This window comes from Kribbella albertanoniae, from assembly GCF_004348455.1.
GTDB lineage: Bacteria > Actinomycetota > Actinomycetes > Propionibacteriales > Kribbellaceae > Kribbella > Kribbella albertanoniae.
This window is the reverse complement of record NZ_SMKA01000047.1, coordinates 14,414-39,288: the sequence shown is the minus strand read 5'-3', so window position 1 is coordinate 39,288 and position 24,875 is coordinate 14,414. Positions and strand designations below refer to the sequence as shown.

21 protein-coding genes and 1 pseudogene are annotated in these 24,875 nt (G+C 67.8%); 13 read left to right on the top strand and 9 right to left on the bottom strand.

Features of this window, described 5'->3' with window-relative positions; genetic code table 11:
• Positions 1–694, bottom strand: a pseudogene (locus E1261_RS13680) (hypothetical protein); the annotation flags it as partial.
• Positions 695–842: 148 nt separating this feature from the next.
• Complete coding sequence (locus E1261_RS13675; protein ID WP_132406497.1) at positions 843–1,955, bottom strand: M20/M25/M40 family metallo-hydrolase; 1,113 nt, start codon at positions 1,953–1,955, stop codon at positions 843–845.
• 108 nt (positions 1,956–2,063) lie between these two features.
• On the opposite strand from E1261_RS13675, the gene E1261_RS13670 reads away from it, so the two are divergent.
• Genes E1261_RS13670 through menC form a run of 3 tightly spaced genes read left to right on the top strand, consistent with a single transcriptional unit; the run spans position 2,064 to position 4,520 of the window.
• Complete coding sequence (locus tag E1261_RS13670; protein ID WP_132406495.1) at positions 2,064–2,744, top strand: hypothetical protein; 681 nt, start codon at positions 2,064–2,066, stop codon at positions 2,742–2,744.
• Entirely contained in the window at positions 2,741–3,400 is a 660-nt protein-coding gene (locus E1261_RS13665; RefSeq protein ID WP_132406493.1) for a MurR/RpiR family transcriptional regulator, read from the top strand. Before E1261_RS13670 ends, E1261_RS13665 begins: the two co-directional genes overlap by 4 nt.
• A gap of 10 nt (positions 3,401–3,410) precedes the next feature.
• Positions 3,411–4,520 carry an o-succinylbenzoate synthase gene (gene menC, locus E1261_RS13660; protein ID WP_132406491.1) on the top strand — a complete coding sequence of 370 codons (1,110 nt, stop codon included), beginning with the start codon at positions 3,411–3,413 and terminating at the stop codon, positions 4,518–4,520.
• Here the strand turns inward: menC and E1261_RS13655 are convergent.
• Entirely contained in the window at positions 4,510–4,776 is a 267-nt protein-coding gene (locus tag E1261_RS13655) for a hypothetical protein (protein WP_132406489.1), read from the bottom strand. The two genes, menC and E1261_RS13655, sit on opposite strands and share 11 nt — an antisense overlap.
• Positions 4,777–4,800: 24 nt before the next feature.
• On the opposite strand from E1261_RS13655, the gene dapF reads away from it, so the two are divergent.
• Positions 4,801–5,664: a diaminopimelate epimerase gene (gene dapF / locus E1261_RS13650; RefSeq protein WP_132406487.1), complete on the top strand. Its 864-nt coding sequence runs from the start codon at positions 4,801–4,803 to the stop codon at positions 5,662–5,664.
• A gap of 60 nt (positions 5,665–5,724) precedes the next feature.
• The gene (gene hflX, locus E1261_RS13645; RefSeq protein ID WP_132406485.1) at positions 5,725–7,215 is read left to right on the top strand and encodes a GTPase HflX; all 1,491 of its coding nucleotides are present in this window, start codon (positions 5,725–5,727) and stop codon (positions 7,213–7,215) included.
• 63 nt (positions 7,216–7,278) lie between these two features.
• On the opposite strand, the gene E1261_RS13640 is transcribed toward hflX, so the two are convergent.
• Positions 7,279–9,648 carry an immune inhibitor A domain-containing protein gene (locus tag E1261_RS13640; RefSeq protein ID WP_132406483.1) on the bottom strand — a complete coding sequence of 790 codons (2,370 nt, stop codon included), beginning with the start codon at positions 9,646–9,648 and terminating at the stop codon, positions 7,279–7,281.
• A gap of 228 nt (positions 9,649–9,876) precedes the next feature.
• On the opposite strand from E1261_RS13640, the gene macS reads away from it, so the two are divergent.
• Positions 9,877–10,998 carry a MacS family sensor histidine kinase gene (gene macS / locus E1261_RS13635; RefSeq protein WP_132406481.1) on the top strand — a complete coding sequence of 374 codons (1,122 nt, stop codon included), beginning with the start codon at positions 9,877–9,879 and terminating at the stop codon, positions 10,996–10,998.
• The gene (locus tag E1261_RS13630; protein ID WP_132406479.1) at positions 10,995–11,630 is read left to right on the top strand and encodes a response regulator; all 636 of its coding nucleotides are present in this window, start codon (positions 10,995–10,997) and stop codon (positions 11,628–11,630) included. Before macS ends, E1261_RS13630 begins: the two co-directional genes overlap by 4 nt.
• Before the next feature lie 24 nt (positions 11,631–11,654).
• Here E1261_RS13630 and E1261_RS13625 read toward each other — a convergent pair whose 3' ends face one another.
• Entirely contained in the window at positions 11,655–12,827 is a 1,173-nt protein-coding gene (locus E1261_RS13625; protein WP_132406477.1) for a S8 family peptidase, read from the bottom strand.
• Positions 12,828–13,090: 263 nt separating this feature from the next.
• Here E1261_RS13625 and secD point away from each other — a divergent pair, with 263 nt between their 5' ends.
• Genes secD through ligD form a run of 3 tightly spaced genes read left to right on the top strand, consistent with a single transcriptional unit; the run spans position 13,091 to position 18,418 of the window.
• A complete protein-coding gene (secD, locus tag E1261_RS13620) occupies positions 13,091–15,391 on the top strand; it encodes a protein translocase subunit SecD (RefSeq protein ID WP_132406475.1) in 2,301 nt (766 codons plus the stop codon).
• Between the two features lie 55 nt (positions 15,392–15,446).
• Positions 15,447–17,444, top strand: a complete 1,998-nt coding sequence (locus tag E1261_RS13615) for an ATP-dependent DNA helicase (RefSeq protein ID WP_132406473.1) — start codon at positions 15,447–15,449, stop codon at positions 17,442–17,444.
• A complete protein-coding gene (ligD, locus tag E1261_RS13610) occupies positions 17,441–18,418 on the top strand; it encodes a non-homologous end-joining DNA ligase (RefSeq protein WP_132406471.1) in 978 nt (325 codons plus the stop codon). Before E1261_RS13615 ends, ligD begins: the two co-directional genes overlap by 4 nt.
• 144 nt (positions 18,419–18,562) lie before the next feature.
• Here ligD and E1261_RS13605 read toward each other — a convergent pair whose 3' ends face one another.
• On the bottom strand, positions 18,563–19,072 hold the full coding sequence (locus tag E1261_RS13605; protein WP_132406469.1) for a glutathione peroxidase: 510 nt from the start codon (positions 19,070–19,072) through the stop codon (positions 18,563–18,565).
• Positions 19,073–19,121: 49 nt separating this feature from the next.
• Positions 19,122–19,895: a transcriptional repressor LexA gene (lexA, locus tag E1261_RS13600; protein ID WP_132406467.1), complete on the bottom strand. Its 774-nt coding sequence runs from the start codon at positions 19,893–19,895 to the stop codon at positions 19,122–19,124.
• Positions 19,896–20,219: 324 nt separating this feature from the next.
• Between lexA and E1261_RS13595 the strand changes: the two genes are divergently transcribed.
• Positions 20,220–20,768, top strand: coding sequence for a LysM peptidoglycan-binding domain-containing protein (locus E1261_RS13595; protein WP_132406465.1), 549 nt, complete (start codon positions 20,220–20,222; stop codon positions 20,766–20,768).
• Here E1261_RS13595 and E1261_RS13590 read toward each other — a convergent pair.
• On the bottom strand, positions 20,728–21,321 hold the full coding sequence (locus E1261_RS13590; protein WP_132406463.1) for a GNAT family N-acetyltransferase: 594 nt from the start codon (positions 21,319–21,321) through the stop codon (positions 20,728–20,730). The two genes, E1261_RS13595 and E1261_RS13590, sit on opposite strands and share 41 nt — an antisense overlap.
• Positions 21,322–21,399: 78 nt before the next feature.
• Between E1261_RS13590 and E1261_RS46865 the strand changes: the two genes are divergently transcribed.
• Positions 21,400–21,996 carry a TetR/AcrR family transcriptional regulator gene (locus tag E1261_RS46865; RefSeq protein ID WP_132406461.1) on the top strand — a complete coding sequence of 199 codons (597 nt, stop codon included), beginning with the start codon at positions 21,400–21,402 and terminating at the stop codon, positions 21,994–21,996.
• Here the strand turns inward: E1261_RS46865 and E1261_RS13580 are convergent.
• Positions 21,989–22,939, bottom strand: coding sequence for a nucleoside hydrolase (locus tag E1261_RS13580; RefSeq protein WP_132406459.1), 951 nt, complete (start codon positions 22,937–22,939; stop codon positions 21,989–21,991). The genes E1261_RS46865 and E1261_RS13580 overlap by 8 nt on opposite strands.
• Before the next feature lie 82 nt (positions 22,940–23,021).
• On the opposite strand from E1261_RS13580, the gene E1261_RS13575 reads away from it, so the two are divergent.
• Positions 23,022–24,872, top strand: coding sequence for a glycerophosphodiester phosphodiesterase (locus tag E1261_RS13575; RefSeq protein ID WP_132406457.1), 1,851 nt, complete (start codon positions 23,022–23,024; stop codon positions 24,870–24,872).
• Positions 24,873–24,875: the final 3 nt, after the last annotated feature.

Sequence of the window (24,875 nt, the reverse complement as noted above, 5' to 3'; positions counted from 1 at the left end):
CGCTGCGCTTGTCGCCGAGGGCCAGCAGGGCGTCGGCGATCTCGTCGATCTTTGCCTTGTGCCGCCGGACCGCCCCCGAGGACGCCTTGATCACGCAGGTTTTGGTGCCGTGCTCGTCGGAGCGGCCTACCCAGACGCCACGCTCGTCGGTCTTCTCAGCCGCCTCGGCCTTTGCCAGGTCGGGGTCGGCGTGCATCTTCGCGGCTTTGATGATCTTGGCCAGCCGGGTCGGCGAGATGCTGTCAAGCAGGTGCGCTACGCGCTTGTCGACGTACAGCGCAGCCTCCAGCGACAGCTTCTCGCAGTCACGGGCGAGGTTGCGCGCCTTCCAGGCCGTGACCTTCTCCGCCAGCACCCGGGCCCAGACGAACGGAAACCGGGCCCGCAACGCCAGCGCGTTCGCGAGATAGTCCCGCGCCACTCCCGGGGACACTCCGACTACCGCGCCGTACTCGGAGACACAGAACTCCAGGATCGGTGGGCAGCCGTCACCGCCGAGCACCACCGCACGCTCGCGGCCATCGCTCGCACGACGGCCTGGACGATCCGGACAGACGTCGGGATGGAAGCGATCGGCGTACACGACCGCATGCACGAGGGAGCGTGTGGCCGACCGGGATTCGGCCGCACGTTCTTCGGCGGCCGACTCCAGCAAGTCGGCCGTCGATAGCGTCAACAACTCTTCCTCGAACATGTGTTCGACTATAGTCACAGAACGATAACGAGGCAAATCCGCCCTTACAGGCAAGGGGATCAACCAGGTCTACCGCCGGAGGCCAGGCGTCGCGCCGGGCCCTCAGCACGATCTGGCCGGCGAAGGGGTTGGCCTGTGGGCTGCTGGATCAGATCGTGGTGATGATGGCGGCGACGAGGGCGGCTCGTTCGGCGAGGCTGGCGGCGACTGCTTGTTCGTGGACGGCGTGCGCGCCCTTGCCTACCGGGCCCAGTCCGTCGAGCGTGGGAATCCCGAGCCAGCCGGTCAGATTGGTATCCGCCGCGCCCGAGGCGGCCGCTCCGCCTACCTCCTGACCGATCGACTCCCCAGCCGCAACCACCTTCGCAAGCAGGTCCTCGGTTGCCGCCGAGGGCTGCCAGGCCGGCCGATTCGACATCACCTTCACCTCGACAACGGCCCCGGCCCGCAGTGCGGGCAATGCGGTGACTGCCTCCAGTACGGCGCTCTCGGTCTCGGGATCCATGAACCGAAACCCGATATCCGCCCACGCCGACCCAGCGACCACGTTCGTCCGCCCGCCGCCCTCCAACGTGCCCACGTTGCAGAGCACGTGCTCGTGCCGCGCAACCACCGAACGCACCGCGATCAGTTGGTCGACCAGCTCGTCGATCGCCGAGATACCGCTCTCTGGGTCGAGTGCCGCGTGCGCCTCCCGACCGGTGACGGTGATCCGGATTCGCGTACTGCCCCAGCGCGACGTCTTGAGATCCCCGTTCGGATGCGGCGGCTCGAGCCCGAACGCAGCCACCACCCCGGCCGACTCCGTCGTCACCAGTTCCCGCGCTGACGGCGACCCAACCTCCTCGTCGGCGACCACGATCACCTGCACCGGCCGATGATCCGCACCGTTTCCGACGAGGTGGGCGAGGGCGGTCTCCAGGATCACTAGTCCGCCCTTCATGTCGAACACTCCGGGGCCGTGGATCACGCCGTCCTGTAGCCGCCAGGGCATTGCGCCGGCGAGTTGCCCGATCGGCCAGACAGTGTCGTGGTGCGCGAGAAACAGGACCGGTGCGGCGTCAGAGAGCGCTCCCTGGCCCGGGAAATCTGCGACGACGTGGTCGCCGGTGGGGCTGGGGACTCGGCGGGCGGTGGCGCCCAGTTCGGTGTACCGGTGGACCAGGCGGTCGGCGAACGCGTTGAGGGCGGTGGCATCGCCGGTCCGGGTCTCGTCCTCGACGTAGCTGCGGAGGCGGTCGATCATGAGCGGGAGGTCCATGGATAGTGAACGTATCATCATCCGGTCGCCGATTGACTCGCTCAGTCGTCACCAGTTTTACTCGTACGGCGGACATGATCCGTTCCGTATCTTTGAGAGGAGCGTGCGGTGTCCGACGACTTCAGGGCGGTCTCGCTGCAGACCCCGGAGCAGTACGCCGAGGCCGCGGCGCTGTATCGCGCGGTGTTCGGCTATCAGCAGCCGGATCACGGCCTCAATCCCCGGTTGCTCGCCGCGCTGGCCGGGAACGGTGGATCCGTGGTCGGCGTTCTTGATACGGCCGATCGGCTGGTCGCCTTCGCCTACGGATTCCCGGGGACCTCAGAGAGCGCTCTCTACCACTATTCCCAGTCAGCCGTCGTGGCCGCCGAGCTGCAGGGTCGCGGTCTCGGACGGATGCTCAAGTACGCCCAGCGCGAGGTGGCGCTGGCCAGCGGCATGACCCGGATGCGTTGGACCTACGACCCGTTCCAGCTCCGCAACGCCCACTTCAACCTGAATGTCCTCGGCGCCCGTGGCCGCTGGTACGCCCCCGATCTCTACGGCCCCGGCACCGACCGCCTGGTCGTCGAATGGAACCTGACAACGGACCCCGAGCCCAGTCAGGTCCCTGAGCCTTATCCAGTGGCCCGCATCGATGTGCCGGTTGACCGCGCCGCGGTGACGGCGCCGGTGATTGCTCGGGTGCGCGACGAGTTCGCCGAACTCCTGGCCAAGGGACTCGTTGCCATCGGCCTCCATCGCGACGACGAGCACACCGCGTCGTACCTGTTCGGAGCAGCCGAGTGAGCAGCCGAGAGAGCGGCAACGAGGAGCGGAACCGCGAGCTCACCAGCCCACAGGACCGGTACGACGCGCGCCTGCAAAGGCGGTCGTCGACCCTGCTTCAGCGGCGGGTGGTCGAGCAGGAGCGGGCCTCGATCGAGGAAGCGCTCGACAAGATCCTGGCCGATGATGCGATCGCGCTGGCTGCGGCTCGGATCGTTGCGGCACGGCGGCGGTTCGTGGTCGGCTCGGCGAAGTCGTTCTCGTACGCGTCCCTGCTCGCTTTCGACCTCAGCGCCGGCTTGTCCCAGGTGACACTCGTCGACGGGACCGTCGTGCGGGCGGTCGACGTACTGTCCGATGTCCGGTCCAGCGATCTCATGGTCGCGTTCTCGCTGCGCCGGTATCGACGGGATACGGTCGAGATCGCGCGTTCTTTCAAGGCGGCTGGCGGTGAGCTCGTCGTCGTCACGGACTTCGAGGACGCCCCACTGGCAGCGGTCGCGGATCAATGCATCTACGTCGCCACCGGCAGCGCATCGTACGTCGACTCGCCGACCGTGATCGCGTCTGTCCTGCACGTTCTCGCGACTCTCACGACCGCCAGCGCCAAGGGCGCCCGCCGCCGGCTCGGAGAACGCGATCGCCTGAACACCGAGCTGGGCCTGTACATCAGTTGAGAGGAACGCAATGAAGATCGTCGCGGCCAAGCTGCACCGGGTCCGGTTGCCGCTGGTGCACGAGTTCCGGACCAGTTCGCACGGCAAGAGCCTGCTCGACCACATCCTGGTCGAACTGACCGACGAATCCGGTGCCGTGGGCTGGGGAGAGATCGCCTCGCCGTCCGACCCGTACTACGCGCCCGAGACCGTCGAGACCTGCTGGCTCCTCGGAGAGCGCTATCTCGTGCCCGCGATCCTCGGCAAGGAATGGGAGCGGCCCGAGGAGGTCCCGCAGTTCTGGGCGAAAGTACGCGGCAACCAGTTCGCGAAGTCGGGTCTGGACGTGGCCGGATGGGTGCTCTGGGCAACCAGTAACGACGTCCCGCTGGCCGCGGCGCTCGGCGGTAGCCGGAGCGAGGTCGTGGCCGGTGTCTCGCTCGGTATCGAGCCGACGATCGACGATCTGCTGACCGAGGTTGAGCGGCATCTCGCGGCCGGATATCCCCGCGTGAAACTCAAGATCGCCCCAGGCTGGGACGTCGAACCGGTCCGCGCGGTCCGCGCCGCCTACCCCGAGCTGGATCTCCATGTCGATGCCAACGGCATCTACACCGCGGAGCATTCATCTCAACTGAAAGCACTGGACGAGTTCGGCCTGACGATGATCGAGCAACCGTTCGCCCCACGAGATCTGCTCGCCCATGCGCGTCTGCAGCAGCAGATCAGCACCCCGATCTGCCTCGACGAGAGCGTTGAGACCGTCGATGATCTCAAGATCGCGCTCTCTCTGGACGCACTGAGGATCCTGAACATCAAGATCTCCCGGATGGGCGGCCTCACTGCAGCTCGAGCTGCACATGATCTCGCGCACCAGGCAGGGATCCCGGTCTGGTGCGGCGGCATGCACGAGTTCGGCATCGGCCGGGCGGCGAACGTCGCGCTCTCCAGCCTCCCCGGATTCACGCTCCCGTCCGACGTCTCAGCCTCCGCGAAGTACTACGCCCAGGACGTCATCACTCCACCCGTCGTTGCCACCCAGGGCGTCGTACAGGTGCCGACCACAGCAGGTCTGGGCCACGACGTCGACACCGACTTCATCAGGCAGAACGTCGTCGCCACCATCGAACTCACTTCTTGAAGCGCTTGGGCCCACTGGGCAACGGCGGGGGAGCCACAGCCACCGCCGGCTCGGAGGCCGCAGTCTCCAGCCACCCGTCGTATTCGGCCAGCAGAGCGTCCAGTACGGCGCGGTCCACAGCACCCAGTACGACGAGCCACGGGTGGTCCTCGTCGTCGTCCTCTCCGTGGAACCGCCCCCGCCGTACGACGCCGTCCAACTGCGCAGCCACCGACTCGGCGTCCTCCTGCTCCCAGAAGTAGGCGATCAGCTCCATAACCCCACACCGTACGATCTACCCATGAGCAGCACCACATTCCCGTGGCTGAAAGGCCATGGCACGGAGAACGACTTCGTGATCCTCCCTGACCCCGACGGCACGGTCCACGGGGACCTGGACGCGACGCTGGTGCAGTTCCTCTGCGACCGCCACGCCGGCCTCGGGGCGGACGGCGTACTGCGGGTGCTCGCAGGCAGCAGTCAGACGTACGTCGAAGACGGCGGCGACTGGTTCATGGACTACCGCAACGCGGACGGGTCCATTGCCGAGATGTGTGGCAACGGCGTCCGGGTGTTCGTCCGGTACCTCGCAGACGCCGGTCTGATCGATGACAAGCCAGTCCGCGTCGGCACGCGCGCAGGGGTCAAAGAGGTCGTCCAGAACGACGACGGCACGCTCACTGTCGACATGGGCGAGCCCGCTCTGCCCGGACCCGCCGGAGTCGTTGTCACCGCCAACGGTCACCAGTGGCCCGCTCTGCACGTCGACATGGGCAATCCGCACGCAGTGGCCTTCATCGACGATCTGAGCGAGCCAGGCAACCTGTGCGACCAGCCGAGCTGGTCCCCGCAGGAGGCGTTCCCGCACGGCGTGAACCTGGAGTTCGTCGTACGGCGTGGTCCGTACGACGTGGACATGCGCGTCCACGAGCGTGGTTCGGGGGAGACCCGTTCCTGCGGCACGGGGACCTGTGCGGTGACTGTGGCCGCAGCCAAAGCGGCCCGGCAGACGCTGCCCGTCACGTACCGCGTCGGCGTACCAGGCGGTGAGGTGACGGTCACCTGGCGTGAAGACAACCACCTGGAACTGACCGGACCGGCCGTCCTGCACGCTCGTGGGGACTTCGACCGCGCCTGGCTGAAGGGGAATTCAGGCAACGGTTGAGGCGTTGACGTGGTTAATCGGGTCGCCTGTACTAGGGGCCCGTGCCACCATGGAAGGTATATGACGACCCAATCGAACTTTTACGAAGAGACCTCCGACGTCGAAACCGACCTGCTGCAGGGCGATGACTCCGGCGCTTCGTTGACGGGTCACGACGACTACGACGAGACCGACCGCGAAGGCACCACCGAGGGCCTGGAGCTCGAGGAACGCCAGGCGTTGCGCCGCGTGGTCGGGATGTCGACCGAGCTGACCGATATCAGCGAGGTCGAGTACCGCAAGCTGCTGCTGGAGCGGGTGCTGCTGGTCGGCGTCTGGACCGAAGGCAGCGCCGAGGACGCAGAGAACTCGCTGGCCGAGCTGAAGCTGCTCGCCGAGACGGCCGGTTCGGAGGTGCTGGACGGAGTCATCCAGCGCCGCAAGAAGCCGGACCCGGCGACCTTCATCGGTTCCGGCAAGGTGGCCGACCTGCGTGACCTGGTTGCTTCCTCCGGTGCGGACACGGTGATCGCCGACGGCGAGCTGGCCCCTGCGCAGCTGCGTAACCTGGAGGACCGGCTCAAGGTCAAGGTGGTCGACCGGACCGCGCTGATCCTGGACATCTTCGCGCAGCATGCGAAGAGCAAGGAAGGCAAGGCCCAGGTCGAGCTGGCCCAGCTGCAGTACATGAAGCAGCGCCTGCGTGGTTGGGGTGGCAACCTGTCCCGCCAGGCCGGTGGACGCGTCGGTGCGGCCGGTGGCGGTATCGGTGGCCGTGGTCCTGGTGAAACCAAGATCGAGACCGACCGGCGCCGGATCAACACCAAGATCTCCAAGCTGCGCCGGATGCTGAAGGAGATGAAGGGCACCCGCTCCACCATGCGCCAGGAGCGGCGCCGGCACCTGATCCCGTCGGTCGCGATCGCGGGGTACACGAACGCCGGCAAGTCCTCGCTGCTCAACCGGATCACGGGCGCCGGCGTACTGGTCGAGGACGCGCTGTTCGCGACCCTGGACCCGACCACCCGGCGGACCACGACGGCCGACGGCCGCGTCTACACCCTGACCGACACGGTCGGTTTCGTCCGGCACCTGCCGCACGACATCGTCGAGGCGTTCCGCTCGACGCTGGAGGAGGTCGCGGACGCCGACCTGCTGCTGCACGTGGTCGACGGTTCGCACCCGGATCCGCTGTCGCAGATCCACGCGGTCCGTGAGGTCCTGGGCGAGATCAACGCCCTCGACGTCCCCGAGATCATCGTGATCAACAAGGCCGACGCCGCCGACCCGTTGGCGCTGGCCCCGATCCTGGCCCGCGAGCCGCGCGCCATCGTCGTCTCCGCCCGCACCGGCGAAGGCATCGACAAGCTCCGCGAGCTCCTCGAGGGCGCTCTTCCGCAGCCGCTCATCTCGCTCGACTTGCTGCTGCCCTACGACCGCGGGGACCTGGTCTCCCGGATCCACTCGGAAGGTTCCGTCGAGCAGCTCGAGCACACCGCCGACGGCACCCGCGTGCTCGCACGGGTCCACCCGGCCCTGGCCGGCGACCTGACGCCGTACGCGGTCGCCTGACGTTCCACAAGAAACAACCCCCGCCGATCAGGCGGGGGTTGTTCCGTTTGAAGCGTCAGGTAGCTACTTGCGCTTGGAGACCTCGACCTTGATGGTCGTGCCGGTGCGCGAGACGACCTTGATGTTGACGCCGTTGTTCGGCACCTTCACACCCGCCATCGGCTGCTCGGCGAACCAGTACGGCTTGGAGTCGTTGAACGTCCGGACGCCGTCCTGACCGCGGATGTAGTTGGAGTTGCCGTTGAGGTGCAGGGAGAAGGAGTCGGCCTTCTCCAGACCGAACGGAGCGTCGTACCCGCCGACCCGCGGCCGCCAGAGCTGGCCGTCGAGGCGGTTGATCGGGACCGGGTGGCTGTCGATCGGCAGCACCAGACCCTCACCGGGGTGCACGTTGGTGTTGTTGTCGCCCTGCGAGGTGTCCCAGTACCAGAGCAGCAGACCGTCCTGGTACGGGAAGTGCTCGACCTTGTCCGGCGCCGTGTTCGCGAAGCCGAAGTTGTACGGGCCGGTCTTCAGGTGCTGGTCGTAGCCGACGTAGTTGATGTGCGACGCGAGGTAGTAGTTGTCGTGCTGACTCGTGTACGACGCTCCTACCGTGCTGAACCCGTTGAGCGACCAGCCGTCCGGCGTGGTCTCGGCACCGGAACCGAACACCGTGGTGGCGCCCGAGGTCACCTTGATCTCGTCGGCGAAGAAGCCCAGCTCGACCGCCGCCGGGTCCGTCGTGTAGCGGAACTGCAGGCCGACCGTCTTACCGGCGTACGCCGACAGGTCGAAGGTGGCCGGGACCCAGCCGGTGCTCGTGCCGTCGATGCCGTTGCCCTCGGCCGCGTTGGTGATGCTGCCGGCGATCGGCTTGTAGCCGGTGCCGTCGTTCACCTCGACGTAGGCGTAGTCACACGCGACGTTGCCACAGTCCTCGATCGCCCAGTTGGCCTGGAAGGTGAGGCTCGCGGCGGCACCGGCAGGCAGCGTGACCTGGCGGTTCATGGTGTGCGTGAACTGGTTGCCCTGACCACTCCACCACGACTTCGTGCCGGCGGCCGGAGCCACCAGATCGTGGGTCACCGACTTCTTCGGCAGCGTCACGACCAGGCCTTGGGCCTTCTTGGAGTTGTACTCGTGCGGTCCGAGCTCGAGCGTGCGGTTCTGACCGGCCGCCACGATCTCGTAGTCGAGCCAGCCCAGCTGCAGCTTGTCCCAGGCGCCGAAGTCGGCCGCCTGCTCGCCGATGCCGCCGTCGGTGGCCTTGCTGACCCGGCTCTGCGCCATGATCGTCCACCAGTTGACGCTGTTCTCGATCGCCGGGCCGGACGTGTCGTAGTGGTCCGGCAGACCGAGGTCGTGGCCGAACTCGTGCGCGAAGACGCTGAGCCCGCCGTTCTCCGGCTGGATGGTGTAGTCGGAGACCCACAGGCCGGTGTCACCGATCTGCGATCCGCCGGCCGGGTTGGTCGCCGGGCCGCCGGGGTACTGCACCGACCAGCGGTGCGACCACACGGCGTCCTCGCCCTGCCACGGGTCACCGTCGGCCTGGTCGCCGCCGGCGTGCACGATCTGGAAGTGGTCGATGTAGCCGTCGGGCTCGTTGAAGTTGCCGTCACCGTCGAAGTCGTAGCGGTCCCAGACGTCGAACGACTTCAGGTCGGCCTTGATCTGCTCGGTGGTGCGGCCCTTGGCCTTCTGGTCGGCGACCCACTGGTTGACCGAGTCCGCGATCAGCGCCCAGACGTTGTTGCAGTTGTTCGCGGCGCACGGCGCGCCGTTGGACCGGCCGTAGCGGGCCTCGTTGTACTTGACCTTGACCCAGTCGGTGACGGTGCCGTCGACGGTGTACCGGCCGGACGACTGCTTCTCGTAGTACTTCTTGACCGAGTTGCCGTTGCCGAAGTACAGGTCCTGGAAGTACTGCTTGCTGTAGTCCGACCGCCAGACGGTGCTGTTGTCGACCGAGCGGTCCGGCTCCGGGATCGCGTTGTGCAGCGGCCCGTCCCAGGTCGTCGGGCCGGGGAAGTTCGGCGAGGTGTCGACGTCGGGGTAGTTCGGGTGCCGCTCGTTGCCGAACTCGGCGAGGACGACGAAGATCTTGTCGCTCTTCTCGCGGCTCAGCTCGACGTACTGGTCGACCGTTCCGGCCTTGTTCTTGATGCCCTTGGCGCCGGCGGCCTTGGTGCCGAGCTTGACGACCTTGCTGCCGTTGCGCAGCTCCGGCTTCGCCTTGCCGCTCAGAACCTTGGTCAGTGCCTCCTGCCGCAGGTCTCGGCGCTTCTCCTCGCGCGGGTTCGGCATCTCGTCCGGCTCGGGTGCGATCTCACTGGCGACCGGTCCCGAAGTGTCGGTGGACGGTGAGGCGGCATTGCCGGCCTGCGCCCATCCGATCCCGGCGGTTGCCGCCAGGGCCAGGCTGAACAGCCCAGCGGGTAGCTTGCGCACGATTCCCCTCCATGCATTGTCGACTCGGCCGCGGCTGTGACGCGGCGTGTTCGTAGCTCCCCCGAGCGTGTTCTGCGCGAGAGTACGGGGCAGGCGCGGGGCTCCGGAAGCAGATGGCGGAAAAAACCGGTAAACCCACGGGGAAACCTGCACCATGAGTGGTATTACTCAACCGGCCGAGTACGACGTCTCGGTCGCAGCGGGCCGGAGTGTTGACAGACTGTGGCGGTGGAGCGCGATCCGGTAGACCTCTTGCAGCCGTTGTGGCGTGCTCTGGTCGTGTTCCGGGTGATCACCTTCGGGTTCGCCTGTTTCGGCGTCTGGACCCGCTGGGAGGGGATTGCCCGGCCGTCGGGCGCCGTACTGCAGATGGCCATCATGGCGGTCTGGACGCTGATCTCGTCGTTCGGCTACAGCAGGCGCTGGGGACGGCGGAAGACCCGGCTCGCCTTCGCAGACCTGGTCGTCACCGCGGGCTGCATGTACGCCACGCTGTTCGCGCAGCCGCTCATCGACATCAGGGGCGGTGCGTCGGTGCTGACCTCGGTCTGGGCTGCCGGACCGGTGCTGGCACTTGCGATCTCACGGGGCCGCGACGGTGGTCTACTGGGCGCCGCCACCATCAGTCTGGCGTTGCTGTCGCTCCGGGGCGTCGACAACGCGTCAAAGGTGCTCAGCAACGTGCAGCTGCTGCTCGTCGCCGGACTGGTCGTCGGGTACGCCGCCTCCACGATGAGGCGTGCTGGGGACCGGCTGCGGGAGGCCATCGCCACGGAGAGCGCGACTGCCGAGCGGCTGCGACTCAGCCGGTCTATTCACGACGGTGTCCTGCAGGTGCTGGCTCAGGTGCAGCGCCGCGGCCACGCCATTGGGGGAGAGGCTGTCGAGCTGGCCCAGATGGCGGCCGAGCAGGAGGTTGCTCTGCGCACACTGATGTCTGCCCGCCCAGTGACAGCAGGCGGCGACCAGACTGACCTGTGCAGCCAGTTGTTGTCGTTGGCTACCACCAGGATCGATGTGGTGGTGCCGGCGGGACCCGTCCTACTAACGGCGGCTGCAGCCGGTGAGCTGGTCGCCGCGGTCAAAGAGGCGCTCAGCAACGTCGACAAGCACGCCGGCGGCGACGCCCGCACCTGGGTGGTGGTCGAGGACCTCGACGACGCCGTACTGGTGTCGATCCGCGACGATGGAGCCGGTACGACGCCCGCCCAGCTGGAACAGGCCCGAGTCGACGGCCGCCTCGGAGTGAGCCAGTCGATCCGCGGCCGCATCACCGACCTCGGTGGCACCGCCACCGTCCGTACCGCACCAGGCGAAGGAACCGAGTGGGAGCTCAAGGTGAACCGATGACCAGAGTCATGATCGTCGACGACCACCCGATGTGGCGTGAAGGTGTGGCGCGTGACCTCGGGAGTCGCGGGTACGACGTCTGTGCGACCGCGCAGGACGTTGCGAGTGCGGTCAAGATCGCGCTGGCGACCCGACCGGATGTCGTGGTGATGGACCTGCAGCTGGGCGACGGTTCCGGGGTCGACGCGACGCGGGAGATCACCGCGGCCCTCCCCGATACCCGTGTGCTCGTCCTGTCGGCCAGTGCGGAACAGGACGACGTACTGGCTGCGGTGAAGAACGGTGCGTCGGGCTACCTGGTGAAGTCGGCATCACTGGACGAGTTCGACGACGCAGTACGGCGTACTGCCGAGGGGGACGCGGTTTTCAGCGCCGGCCTGGCCGGACTGTTGCTGGGGGAGTACCGGCGGCTCGGGGCTGGTCCCGAAGTACCGCAGCTGACTGAGCGGGAGACCGAGGTGCTCCGGCTGGTCGCACGCGGGCTGACTGCCCGCCAGATCGCGACCCGTCTGGTGCTGTCACATCGCACGGTGGAGAACCACGTGCAGAACACGCTGCGGAAGCTGCAGCTTCACAACCGGGCTGAGCTGGTCCGCTACGCGATCGAACACGGGATCGACGCCCCCGAGTAGTCCTCGGGGGCGTCTCCCGTGGTGTTACAGGCCGTTCGTGAAGAGCAGGCGGTTGACCGTACCGCCGGTGCCACCACCGCTGACGACGTTCGGCGTCGCGTTGGTCTCGATGTACGACTTCACCGTCGCCGGTGTCGCCGAGGGGCTGGTTTGCAGGTAGAGCGCCGCGACACCGGCAACATGCGGTGACGCCATCGACGTACCGTTCATCGCGCCACTGCCACCGGTGCGCAGCGTGGAGACGATCGCCGATCCCGGAGCGTAGACATCGACACACGCGCCGGTGCTCGAGTACGACGCCCGTGCGTCGGTTCGCTCCGAGGCCGCGACCACCAGTGCGGTCTCGATCTTGCGCGGCAGGCGGTCACAGGAGTTCCCGCCGGTGTTTCCGGCCGAGGCGGCCAGGAAGACGCCGGAGTTGATCATGGCGCGCAGCGAGGTCTCCAGCGTGGTGTTCGCGCTGAAGTTCCACGAGGCGTTGGCCACGGCGGGCTTGACGGCGTTCCGCGTCACCCAGTCCACGGCCGCGATCGCGGAGGACGCCGTACCGCCGCCGGCGCAGTCCAGCCACTTGACACCGTGCAGCCGGACGTTCTTCGCCACGCCGTACGACGTGGAGCCGATCGTGCCGGCGACGTGGGTGCCGTGGCCGTTGCAGTCGGTGTTGTTGCTGTCGATGCCGTTGAAGTCGAACGTGGCGCGGCCGCCGAAGTTCGGGTGCGACGGGGTGATGCCGCTGTCGATGATGTAGGCGTGCACGCCGGTGCCGGTCCGGGTGTAGGTGTACGACGCGGACAGCGGCAGGTTGCGCTGGTCGATCCGGTCGATCCCCCACGACGGCGGGTTGGTCTGGGTGGCGTCGAGGGCGTTCTCGATCCGCACGTCCTGCGAGATCGCGACGACATCGGGGTTCTTCTGCAGTGCGCCCAGCTGGGCGGCGGTGAGCTTGGCGCTGAAGCCGTTGACGGCGGTGCTGAACTGGCGCTGCGGCGTGATGCCCAGGCCGCTCTTCAGCTTCATCCCCTTCTTCAGCTCGACGATGTAGGTGTCCTTGATGGCCGAGACACCGGGCTCGGCCTTGGCCTGCTGAACGATGATCCGGTCCGGGCCGGGTGCGGCGCCGGCGGCACCGGCGGTGGCGAGGGCAAGGGCCGGGGCCAGGCCCACGGCGAGAATCAGTGAGACGGTACGACGCACGGTTCCTCCTCAGGAACTCTCATCACCCACCGGGGCGGAGCGGTGATGACCGTCGGTCCGGAGTCGACTACGGACCGGGGTGGACCAGAAGTTAGGCCGTGCTCACCTGACCCGTCAATCAGTTCAGGGGTGTGCTGATGCCATGGCACAGCGCTGCCGCGAGCGGGCGCTTGATTCATGTCCGTACACTGTGCGCCACGCCTGCCCTGGCCCGCTCTCTGTCACGACACCCGTACGGCGGGTGCCCAGCTCCGGAGGATGTAGTGAACCGGTCGTCCATCGTTCGCGCTCTGCTCGCGTTCGTCGTCCTCGGCTTGTCGACGTTCGTCGTCCTGACCGCGAAACCCGAGCTCGGCCTCGATCTGCGGGGTGGTACGCAGATCGTGCTGGAGGCGAAGGACACGCCGGAGGTGAAGGTCACCAAAGAGGTCACCGACAACGTGACCCAGGTGCTGCACCGGCGCGTCGACGCCCTCGGCCTGGCCGAGCCGAACGTCACCCGCCAGGGCGAGAACCGGATCATCGTCGAGCTGCCCGGTCTGCAGGACCCGCGCGAGGCCGCGAAGGTGGTCGGCAAGACCGCCCAGCTGACCTTCCACGAGGTGCTGAACCAGGTCGAGCAGAAGCCGGCCAAGACCGCCAAGGGCGAGATCTGGCTGCCCGCGGAGGGCGGCGCCGGTGTCCTGCAGCTCGCGAAGCCGGCGATGACCGGTGAGCTCGTCAGCGGTGCCGACGGGATGATCGACCCGGCCCAGCCGGGCCAGGGCTGGTTCGTCCAGATGAAGTTCAAGGGCGACGGCGGCAAGATCTGGGCGAACATCACCGGCAAGGCCGCCTGTGAGCCGGTGAACACGCCGAAGCGGATGATCGCGATCGTCCTCGACAACGAGGTGATCAGCGCCCCGCAGGTCGACCCGAACGGCGGCAACCAGCTCTGCGGCACCGGTATCCCCGGTGGCCAGAGCACGATCAGCGGCTCCTTCACCGAGGCCGAGGCCAAGGACCTGGCGGCGCTGATCGAGGGCGGCTCGCTGCCGGTCCCGGTCGAGATCATCGACCAGCGCTCGGTCGGCCCGTCGCTCGGCAAGGACGCGATCCGGGCCAGCGCCGAGGCCGCGATCATCGGCCTCGCGCTGACCGCGATCTTCATCATCTTCGTGTACCGGCTGGTCGGCCTGATGGCCGTGTTCGGCCTGCTCGGTTACGCCGCAATGTCGTACGCCGCGCTCACCGTGCTCGGAGCCACGCTGACCCTGCCCGGCCTGGCCGGTTTCGTGCTCGCCATCGGAATGGCGGTCGATGCGAACGTCCTGGTCTTCGAGAGAGCCCGGGAGGATTACATCAGCGGCCGGACGGACGGCCTGCGTCGTTCGCTGCGCAGCGGCTTCCGGAACGCGTTGTCGGCCATCGCGGACTCCAACATCACGACGCTGCTCGCCGCCGGGCTCCTGTTCGTCCTGGCTGCCGGTCCGGTCAAGGGCTTCGGTGTCACGCTGAGCATCGGTGTGCTCGCATCGCTGCTGTCTGCGCTGGTGGTCACCCGGGTGCTGGCCGAGTTCTTCGTCTCGCGGAAGTTCGTCCTGCGCCGTCCGGGCCTCAGCGGGATCGACGGTCACGGTCGCGTGCGGACGTGGCTGGAAGCCCGTCGGCCGGCCCTGATGAATCACAGTCGCCGCTGGTTGCTGATCAGCGTCGTCGTGATCGCGCTCGGGGTCGCGGGCGTCGTCGTACGGGGTCTCAACCTTGGGATCGAGTTCACCGGTGGCCGGTTGCTGGAGGTCAGCACGGCGCAGCCGATCACGCCGGACCAGGCGCGTGCCGCGGTGGGCGAGGCCGGGTATCCGACCGCCATCGTGCAAGCGACCGACAACGACAACATCACCGTGCGGACCGGGACGATCTCCGACGACGAGGCGGAGAAGGTCCGCGAGGCGATCGGCCAGATCGGCGGCACTGCCGAGCTGGTCCGCAACGAGAGCATCGGCCCGTCGCTCGGTGAAGAGCTGCGCAACAAGGGCCTGATCGCGCTCGGGATCGCCTTGCTCGCCCAGCTGGCCTACCTGGCCGCGCGTTTCCGATGGACCTTCGGTGCCGGCGCGGTGCTGGCGCTGATTCAGAACGTGGCGGTCGTGGTCGGCGTGTTCGCCTGGACCGGCAAACCGGTCGACGGCATCTTCCTGGCCGCGATCCTGACCATCATCGGCTACACGGTGAACGACTCGGTCGTCGTCTTCGACCGGATCCGCGAGACCCGCAGTGCCCGCGCCACCGAGAACCTCGGCCCGGTCATCGACACGGCGATCGTCAACGTGCTGCCGCGAACGGTCAACACCGGTATCTCGACGTTGTTCATCCTGTCCGCGCTGCTGGTCCTGGGTGGCGACTCACTCGGTGACTTCTCGCTCGCGCTGCTGCTCGGCATCCTGGTCGGCACCTACTCGTCGAACCTGACCGCCGCTCCGCTGCTGCTCGAGCTCGAACGCCGTTACCCGGCCCCGCCGCCGCGCCCGAAGCGCGCCCAGGTCGACCGGGACGCAGCCCCGGACCGCGGAGCCGTCGTCTGAGTTATCCACAGGCCCGGTCCGCGCGGCGATTTCTGTCCGTCGCGCGGGCTAGGGTGTGGCGGTGGGTGTAGACGTACGCGAATTGCTCGAAGCCGCTGTCTCCGGGATCGCCGGACAGACCAGACCTGGACAGGTGGAGATGGCCGAGGCCGTCAACACCTCCATGCATGACGGCTCGCACCTACTCGTCCAAGCCGGCACTGGGACCGGCAAGTCGCTCGGGTACCTCGTTCCCGCGCTGCTGCACGCGATCGAGGACCGCCGGGTGGTCGTCTCCACCGCGACTCTCGCACTGCAGTCGCAGCTTGTGGACCGCGATGTCCCGGCGTTGCTCGACGCGACCGAGAAGCTCCTGCCGCGCAGGCCGTCGTACGCGATTCAAAAGGGCCGCAACAACTATGCCTGCCTGCACCGGATCCGCGAGGGCGCGCCGGACGAGGACGGCATGCTGATCGACGTCCCGCCGGCAGGGGCGGTCGGGCAGCAGGTGCTGGAGCTGCGGGACTGGGCCGAGCAGCAGCTGCTCGACGGCGCGGCCGGCGACCGTGACCACGCGCCCTCGCATCAGTACCAGGCGTGGCAGCAGGTGGCGATCGCGGCGCGGGAGTGCCTCGGTGCGCAGAAGTGCCCGTACGGCGACGAGTGTTTCGCGGAGAAGGCGAAGGAGCAGGCCCGCAAGGCGGACATCGTCATCACGAACCACGCGCTGCTGTCCATCGACGCCTTCGAGAACCGCACCGTCCTCCCCGAGCACGACGTGATCATCGTGGATGAGGCCCACGAGCTGCCGGCCCGCGTCACCGGTGCCGCCGGTGACGAGCTCTCGCCGCAGATGGTCGAGCGCGCCGCCAAGCGGTCGCGACGGTTCGTGGACGACGACAAGGCCGATGACCTGATCGACGCCTCCGACGCATTGCGAGCGGCGCTCGAAGCCACCCGTGAAGGCAGGATCGAGCCGTCCAATGCGCCCGTCCTGGAGGCGGCCGGCCTGGTTCGCGACGCCGCTCGCGGGCTGTACTCCGACCTGAACAAGAAGTCCGACGACAAGGACGACGACCCGGACGGCGCGAAGCGGCAGGCCAAGGGCGCGGTGAAGGAGATCTTCGACGTCGCCGAGCGGGTCGCCGCGCTGAACGATCTGGACGTCGTCTGGATGGTCGACCGCGAGCGCTTCGGCCGTGAGCTGCGGATCGCGCCGCTCACCGTCGCCGGTCTGCTACGCGAGCTCGTCCTCAAGGACCGCACCGCCGTGCTCACCTCGGCCACCCTGACCCTCGGCGGCGACTTCGACTCGATCGCGCGCCAGGTCGGCCTGCGACCGGCCGACAAGCTCACGGCCGACGACGAGATGCCCGAGCTCGACGACAGCTCGGAGACGGGTCCGCTGCCCTGGCGTGGCCTCGACGTCGGTTCCCCGTTCGAGTACGAGAAACAAGGCATTCTGTACGTCGCCAAGCACCTCCCGCCGCCGCATCGCGACGGGCTCGGGCAGAAGCAGTTCGACGAGATCATCGACCTGATCACCGCAGCCGGTGGTCGCACCCTCGGCCTGTTCTCGTCGCGCCGGGCAGCCGAGGCCGCGACCGCCGCCGTCCGCGAGGCGACCGACCTGACCATCCTCTGCCAGGGCGATGCGCAGCTGGGCGAGCTGGCCAAGGAGTTCGTGGACAACCCGGAGACATCCCTGTTCGGGACGCTGTCGCTGTGGCAGGGCATCGACGTACCGGGCTCGACCTGCAACCTGGTCATCATCGACCGCGTCCCGTTCCCGCGTCCCGACGAGCCACTGATGGCGGCCCGGCAGCGCGCGGTCGACGAGGCCGGTGGCAACGGGTTCATGGCCGTCGCCGCGACCCACGCCGCGCTGTTGCTTGCCCAGGGCACCGGTCGGCTGATCCGCCGCAGCTCCGACCGTGGCGTGGTCGCGATCCTCGACCCCAGGATCGTCACCCAGCGGTACGGCGGCTTTCTGCGCGCCTCCTTGCCTCCGATGTGGCCGACGGCGGATCGTGAGAAGGTGCTCGGTGCCTTGAAGAGACTCCAAACGGTATGAGCCCGGCGGGCGGTCCTCCGGTGCTGCCGATGATGGCTGCGCTGGGGGAGATGCCGTCCGGGTCCGACTGGTCGTACGAGCTGAAGTGGGACGGTATCCGCGTCGTCATCGAGGTCGACGACGGTGTCTGCCGGTTGTGGTCGCGGAACAGCCGCGACGTCTCGGCCGGGTACCCCGAGCTGCTCGGTCTGGCTGAGGCGCCCGGTTTGCGACTCCCCGCCGTACTGGACGGGGAGATCGTCACGCTGGACGAGAACGGTGCGCCGTCGTTCGGTCTCCTGCAACGGCGGATGCACGTGCGGGATCCCCGGCAGCTGCGTCACCTGATCACCGAGGTGCCGGTCTCGGTGCGCCTGTTCGACGTGCTTCGCTTCGACGGTCAGTGGTTGCTTGAGGCAACGTACGACGATCGACGCGGGCTGCTGGAGTCGCTGGAGCTCGGGGATCCGTTCTACGAGACGCCGGCCGCCTTCGGTGACGGTGACGAAGCTCTTGATCTTGCGGTGACGACGGGGCTTGAGGGGGTGGTGGCGAAACGCCGTCGTTCCCGTTACCTGCCTGGCCGGCGGAGTTCGGACTGGATCAAGGTGAAGCCGGTGCAGACGCGCGACGTCATCCTCTGCGGATGGCATCCGGGGGAGGGGAATCGCGAGGGCAAGATCGGTTCCTTCTACATCGCCGCGTACGCCGAGCCTGACGGCGAACTGCTGCTGATCGGCAAGGTCGGTTCCGGCCTCGACTTCGCCACCCTCGAGATGCTCAGCGCGGAGCTGGCCGGTCTGGAGATCGACCGGCCGGCCTTCGATCCGGCCACGATTCCCGGGCCTGATCGCCGCCGAGCGCACTGGTTGGACCCGGTGCTCGTCGCCGAGGTCACCTTCTCGGGCTGGGCGGCCGACGGCCGGTTACGCCATCCGGTCTGGCGCGGGCTTCGCTTCGACATCGATCCGGGCGACGTGCTGCTCACGTCCTGAGGACGGCGCGCCGATTCCTGAGACAATCGTCCGGAATACGGTCGGATTTGCGCGGCGCTGCGACGCCGAATGTTCAGGTGTTGCAGCGGATCGGTGCACAGTAGTTGCGCTCGGCATCGATCGCCGAGCGCGGACCGGCGCAGGTCAGTCGTTCGCTTCCCGCGAGGTGGCCGGCATCGCCAGCGCTGCCTCGATCTTGTCGGCCAGTTTCTCCGGGGTGTTGGTCGGCGCGTAGCGCGCGATCACCCCGCCGTCACGGCCGACCAGGAACTTGGTGAAGTTCCACTTGACCCGGCCGCCGAGCAGGCCGCCCTGCTCGCGTTTCAGCCAGTTGTACAAGGGGATCGTCCGCGATCCGTTCACCTCGATCTTGGCGAACATCGGGAAGGTGACGTGGTAGATCGTCGAGCAGAAGTTCGCGATCTCGTTCTCGTCACCGGGTTCCTGGTGGTTGAACTGGTCGCAGGGAAAGCCCAGCACCGAGAAGCCCTGCCGACGGTAGGTCTTGTAGAGCTTCTGCAATCCCGCGTACTGCGGGGTCTGGGAACACTGCGAGGCCGTGTTCACCACCAGGAGCACCTGGTCGCGGAAATCGGCAAGAGACTGTTCATTGCCTTCGATCCGGCGCGCGCTGAAGTCGTAGACAGTCGTCATGAGAACAATGCTGACACGACCCGCCCGTCTTCGCTCGCCGTCTGAGATGTCAGACTCGCCGCAGAACTGTTACGACCTTTCCGAGGATCACCGCGTCCTTGCCGTCGATCGGCTCGAACGCCGGGTTGTGCGGCAGCAGCCAGATCTCGGACTTGGTCTTCTTGAACGTCTTCACGGTCGCCTCGCCGTCGATCATGGCAGCGACGATGTCACCGTTCTCCGCGGTCTGCTCCTGCCGGACGACCACCCAGTCGCCGTCGCAGATGGCGATGTCGATCATCGACTCACCCTTGACCTTCAGCATGAACAGCGTGCCCTCGCCGACCATTGCCTTGGGCAACGGGAAGACCTCTTCGATCTGCTGGTCGGCGAGAATCGGGATACCGGCCGCGATCTGCCCGACGACGGGCACGTAGACCGCGTCCGGATGGGCGTCGCCGGCCCCGGTCTCGTCGTACGTCGTCTGGCGCACCGAGCCGAGCGCACTGCGCCGGGCGGCCGCGTCGACCTCGCCGGGGTAGCGGACCTCGATGGCCCGCGGCCGGTTCGGGTCGCGGCGGAGCAGGCCCTTCTGCTCGAGCACCCGCAGCTGGTGCGACACCGACGACGAGCTGGTCAGCCCGACCCGCTCGCCGATCTCGCGCATCGAGGGCGGGTAGCCGCGGCTGTCCACGGAGTCCTTGATCACGTCGAGCACCCGGCGCTGCCGCGGCGTCAGCCCGGTCGCGTCGGCCGGCCCGTCGGGCAGCTCGCTCACGGTCCGGTCCGCGGCGTTCGCGGCGCGGTCCTCGTTCTTGCTGGAACCGCTCGGCGTCCTGGGCATCGGTGATCCGCTCCTCGGGTCGGGCCGGTGCAGAAACACACCGGCCAAGGTTGCTCGACTGAGATGACCGTAGACCGAATTCTGAGATTCTTCAAACATCTGTTCGAAGGCGTGTCGGTTCGCACGTTTGTTCGTGTGTCGGGTTATAGGCGGGAATTTCGCTGGCGTGTCGGCGTTGGAAGTAGTTGCATCCGCAGGGGTGATGGGTTAATCATTCGTACAGACGTTCGATCGAACAGGTGTTCGGCTGGTCGCCCCGCAGAAACTGTCGGAGGCGGCCGGTAGACAGGGAAACACAGCGAACAACGTGGTCTGGAGGATCTGATGAGCACAGCGGAACTCGCAGCGGATGCCCTAACTGGTGACGTACTGGCCGGACGGCCGGCACCCGAGGTTGCGCCCGCTCCCCAGGGGGTTCCGCGACGCCGCCGGATCCCCGGCAGCAGCACCGAGCCGCTCCCGGTCCGCGGGTGTGCCGGTGAGGTTCTCGGCCGCCACGTCGCCGAGCCGGCCGCCCTCCGGCAGGTCGCCCGCAGGCAGCAGTTGCGGCAGCCGCACGAGCTCGAGGCCCCGTCGCTGCGTCTGACCCGGCGCGGCCGGATGCTGGTCTCGTTCGTGTCGGCGCTGGTCTTCGGTTCCGCCATCGCGGTGCTCGGCCTGCGGATCGCCGGTGTCCTCGACCCGGGGCCCGACTTCAGCAGCACGGTCCCGGTCCAGGTGGCGCCGGGTCAGAGCCTGTGGTCGATCGCCCAGGAGACGAATCCGGAGCAGGACCCGGCCCTCGTCATCGAGAAGATCGCCGAGCTGAACAAGTTGTCCGGCCCGGCCGACCTCACCCCTGGTCAGACGCTGCAGATCCCGATCGCCCGCTGAGCCACTCGTCCTTGAGCAGGGCATAGACCAGTTCGTTGCTCCACTCGTCCTTGAACCACAAGGCCTGCAGGAGATGGGCCTCCCGGCGCATCCCGAGCCGCTCGAGTAGTTGCGCCGACGCAGTATTGCGATCGTCCAGGACGGCGACGATCCGATGCAGCCCGAGTTCCTCGAAGCCGAGCCGCAGGATCTCCCGCGCAGCCTCCGAGGCGTAACCCTTGCCGTGATAGTCGGCATGCAGGGCATAACCGATCTCACCTTGCCGAGACGCCTCACTCGCCCACTTGAGCAGGACCTCGCCGATCACGGTCCCGGTCTCCCGCAGTTCGATCGCGAGCACCAGCCACTGACCTTCCTCGGTCAACCGATCCTGCGTGAGCTTGGCCTCCAGCGCCACCCGCGTCTGCTCCCGGTCCCGGACCGGCCATGGCACGTACCGCACGATGTCCGGATTCGAATGGAACGCGAGCAGGTCGTCGAGGTCGTCCTGGCGATGTGCGCGCAGGTCCAGCCGCTCGGTCCGCAGTGGATAGGTCGGGTGCAATCCGGTCACGACGCCGTCCTCACGAGTAGTCTGTCTAACACCGTTAGACAGTAGCCGGTCCCCCCGAACCCCCACAACGAGGTTCCCGTGACTCCAACGCCTCGCCCACCGTCCTCCCACGCTGCCGCCGGGATCACGGTCGCGGCGATCGCCGACGCTGCACTGGCCGCCATTCGGGACGTAGGGGTCGAGGGGCTCACCATGCGCGGGGTGGCCGAGCGACTGGGGGTGCGGGCTCCCACGCTCTATCACCACGTGCGGAACAAGGCCGAACTCCTCGACCTGGTCGCGCGCAACGCCTTCGACGAGTTCGCCTCGGACGAAGCGGCGTACGACGATCTGCGCAGTATCGACGAATGGATCGCGCTCACCAGAACCGGTTCGCTGGAATTCCGCGCGTTCTACGCCGACCATCCGGGGCTGGCTGCGCTGATGCAGGCGAAAGTGACCCCGGATCGGGATCAGGGTGCCGGCTCCCGGGCCCTCCTGGTCCGGGTGCAGATCGAATCGCTCGTCCGGCTCGGCGTCCCCGAACCGCAGGCACGCCATCTCTTCGAGGCGACCTCCCGTTGGGGTCTGGCCGCCGTGGTTGCCGACTCGACCATCACGGCAGACCTGTTCACCGAGGGACTGGACCTGTTCCTGGCCGGGCTCAGGGCCCGGCTGATCGAGCTGACTACTTGACCGCGCCCAGCCACAACTCGGCGTACCGCGAAGCATCCACGGCCGTCGCCACCTCGATGACGGTCGGGGAGACGCCGTCCGGATCGGTGCTCCGATCGATCGCAAAGTCCCGCGTGTCCACGATCGTCCGGCCGCGGGACCAGCTTCCGGCCAGCTCCACGCGCACCGGGAAGCGCTCCGTCGTGAGGCCGTCCGGATCGATCACCGCGCACACGGCGCCGCCGTCGCCGATGCTCGCACCGCCGTCGCCGTACAGCTCGGTGCGCTTCTCGATCAGCTTGCGGGCCAGATCGGCCGCCGGTGATCCGCCCAGCCCCCGTGCCTGCTCGAGCGTCACCACTACGTCGTAGAACACGTCGAGCCCGTACATCGTCACCGGTACGCCGAGCTCCCCGGCGGCTGCGAGCACGATGGCGGCCGCTTCCGGGTCGGTGTAGACGTTGAACTCGGCCGAGGCGGTCACGTTGCCGATCCCGGCGCCGCCGCCCATGAACACGATCTCGCGCAGCCCGGCCGCCGCCTCGGGGTAGGTGCGCAGCAGGAGCGCGATATTCGTCATCGGTGCGAGCGGGATCAGCGTCACCGGTTCACCCTTCGCCGCCCCGTCCAGCAGAACCTGGCGGAGGAGTTCGACAGCAGGCGTCGTACTGGGAGAGCGGGTGGACCGCGGCCAGTCGAGGTCACCGAGCCCGTCCACGCCGTGTACATGTGGCGCGGTCAGCATCGGCTGCAGCAACGGCAGCGCCGCGCCACGCGCAACCGGTACGTCGGTCCGCCCGGCTGCCTCCAGGACGGTCAGCGTATTGATCACGACGTCGTCCAGGCCGACGTTCCCGCCGACGCAGGTGACGGCCCGGAGATCGAGGTCGGGGTGGCGAGCGGCGAGCAGCAGCGCACAAGCGTCGTCCAGCCCGGTGTCGACGTCGAGGATGACCGGTTTCATGCGCCTATCCTCACCCATCGTTCGAAGTCAATTCATCACTAGCTGTGGCGTAGTTCGCGTGACTTTCCTACGGTTGCTGCCCATGAAGCTCACGTCACGCCGCCCTCGGGCAGTGCTCGCCGCACTGGCTGCTGGAATCACAGTCACCGCCCTGATCACGAGCCCGCCGGAAACAGCCGTCGCCGGACCGTCGGCCGAGACCCCGACCGTCAACGAGACCTTCGACGGCACCGCCCTGCCCACCGGCTGGAACGCGGTGGAAGGCGCCTGGAAGGTGCAGAACGGCCGCCTCGTCGGTACGTCGACCGCCTCGAGCCAGCTCAGCCGGATCACCTTCGGTGCGCCGCTGACCGACTTCCGGATCGAGAGTCACCTGCGCTTCGAGTCGGCGGTCGACGCCGGCCGCTGGGTCGCGTTCGGCCTCGATCTCGCGCCGAGCGGAGCCGTGCCCTGGTCCATCGCCACGCTCCGGAACGGCTCCACCGCGACCAACGGGCTCGAGTTCGCCCAGCGCACCCCGTCGAACACCTGGAACGTCACCGACACCGCCGCCGCGCCGCTCCAGGTCGGCATCGGCAAGGAGGTCGCCGTGGCTGTCGAGGTCCGCGGCTCGCGCGCCACCTGGTACGTCGACGGCCGCGAATCGCTGCGCACCACGGCCGTGAACCGTACGGCGGCCGGCGTACAAGGCCTGCTCGTCAACGGCGCGACCGTGTCCTTCGACGATCTGAAGGTGACTCCGCTGGCGAAGGAGTCGTTCATCCGCAAGTCCGGCGACCCGCTGCGGGTCTGGGCGCACCGGGGTGCTTCGTCGGCCGCGCCCGAAAACACCGCAGCCTCGGACGAGGTCGCCCGACGGGCCCGCGCCGAATGGATCGAGAACGACGTACAGCCGACGAAGGACGGCGTACCGGTGATCCTGCACGACACCACGGTCGACCGGACCACCGACGGTACTGGCGCGATCAGGTCGTTGACGGCGGCGCAGATTGCTGCGCTCGATGCTGGCTCGTGGTTCGCTCCGGCCTTCGCCGGCCAGCGGGTTCCGACGCTCGTGCAGCAGCTCGACGGTCTCAAGACCCGCGGCGGCAACCTGTTGCTGGAGGTCAAGGGCGCCCACACCCGGGACTCAGTCGCGCGGATCGTGTCCGACGTACGCGGCCGGGGGATGAGCAGCCGGGTGTTCGTGCAGAGTTTCGAGCCGCAGCACCTGCGCTGGGTGCGTGAGCTCGCGCCTGAACTGCCGCTCGGGCTGCTCCGCAGCACGCTCGATCCGGATCCGGTCGCGATCGCGAAGGACCTCGACCTGTCGGCGTACAACCCGTCCGACGCGGCACTGTCGGCCCGGCCTGCCGCCATCGCGGAACTGCACGCGGCTGGCGTCGCGGTGAACGTGTGGACCGTCGATGACGCGACGCGCTGGAACGCGCTGGAGAAGGCGGGCGTCGACGGCATCATCACCAACCGCCCGGCGGAGCTGGCCGGCTGGAACGCGGCTTTCCTGCAGCGGGCGGCGTCGCGGTTGACGATCGTGAGCCCGGCCCCCGGAGCCAAGCTCGATCGCGCTCAGCAGCCCACGATCGCGGTCTCGTCGAACCTGAGTGAGCCGGCGACCATCACCCTCGACGGCCGGCCGATCGAAAACGGCGCCGCCATCGACACGACCGCGCTCGCGGCCGGAACCCACGAGATCAAGGCGCAGATCGGCGCCACGACCGCCGTGTCCACATTCGAGATCGTCGGTTCACGGACCGGTCTCGCCCATCTGATCCTGACTTCGGGCGCGCGCCCGGCTGCCGTTTCGACGATGACCACGCTGCTCGGTCAGGGCCAGTACGCCGTACTGGCCAGGTACGCGGCGTCGGCGGGCTCGACTGGATTGAGCGCCGTACGGCTGCAGCAGATCGTCGCGGAGGCCAACGCGCTGCGGTAGCCA

Coding starts and splice junctions, on each gene's coding strand:
- dapF (WP_132406487.1), top strand. CDS start 4,801: ATGAGCAGCACCACATTCCCGTGGCTGAAAGGCCATGGCACGGAGAAC.
- hflX (WP_132406485.1), top strand. CDS start 5,725: ATGACGACCCAATCGAACTTTTACGAAGAGACCTCCGACGTCGAAACC.
- E1261_RS13595 (WP_132406465.1), top strand. CDS start 20,220: ATGAGCACAGCGGAACTCGCAGCGGATGCCCTAACTGGTGACGTACTG.
- lexA (WP_132406467.1), bottom strand. CDS start 19,895: ATGCCCAGGACGCCGAGCGGTTCCAGCAAGAACGAGGACCGCGCCGCG.
- E1261_RS13605 (WP_132406469.1), bottom strand. CDS start 19,072: ATGACGACTGTCTACGACTTCAGCGCGCGCCGGATCGAAGGCAATGAA.
- menC (WP_132406491.1), top strand. CDS start 3,411: ATGAAGATCGTCGCGGCCAAGCTGCACCGGGTCCGGTTGCCGCTGGTG.
- ligD (WP_132406471.1), top strand. CDS start 17,441: ATGAGCCCGGCGGGCGGTCCTCCGGTGCTGCCGATGATGGCTGCGCTG.
- E1261_RS13675 (WP_132406497.1), bottom strand. CDS start 1,955: ATGGACCTCCCGCTCATGATCGACCGCCTCCGCAGCTACGTCGAGGAC.
- E1261_RS13580 (WP_132406459.1), bottom strand. CDS start 22,939: ATGAAACCGGTCATCCTCGACGTCGACACCGGGCTGGACGACGCTTGT.
- E1261_RS13575 (WP_132406457.1), top strand. CDS start 23,022: ATGAAGCTCACGTCACGCCGCCCTCGGGCAGTGCTCGCCGCACTGGCT.
- E1261_RS13630 (WP_132406479.1), top strand. CDS start 10,995: ATGACCAGAGTCATGATCGTCGACGACCACCCGATGTGGCGTGAAGGT.
- E1261_RS13655 (WP_132406489.1), bottom strand. CDS start 4,776: ATGGAGCTGATCGCCTACTTCTGGGAGCAGGAGGACGCCGAGTCGGTG.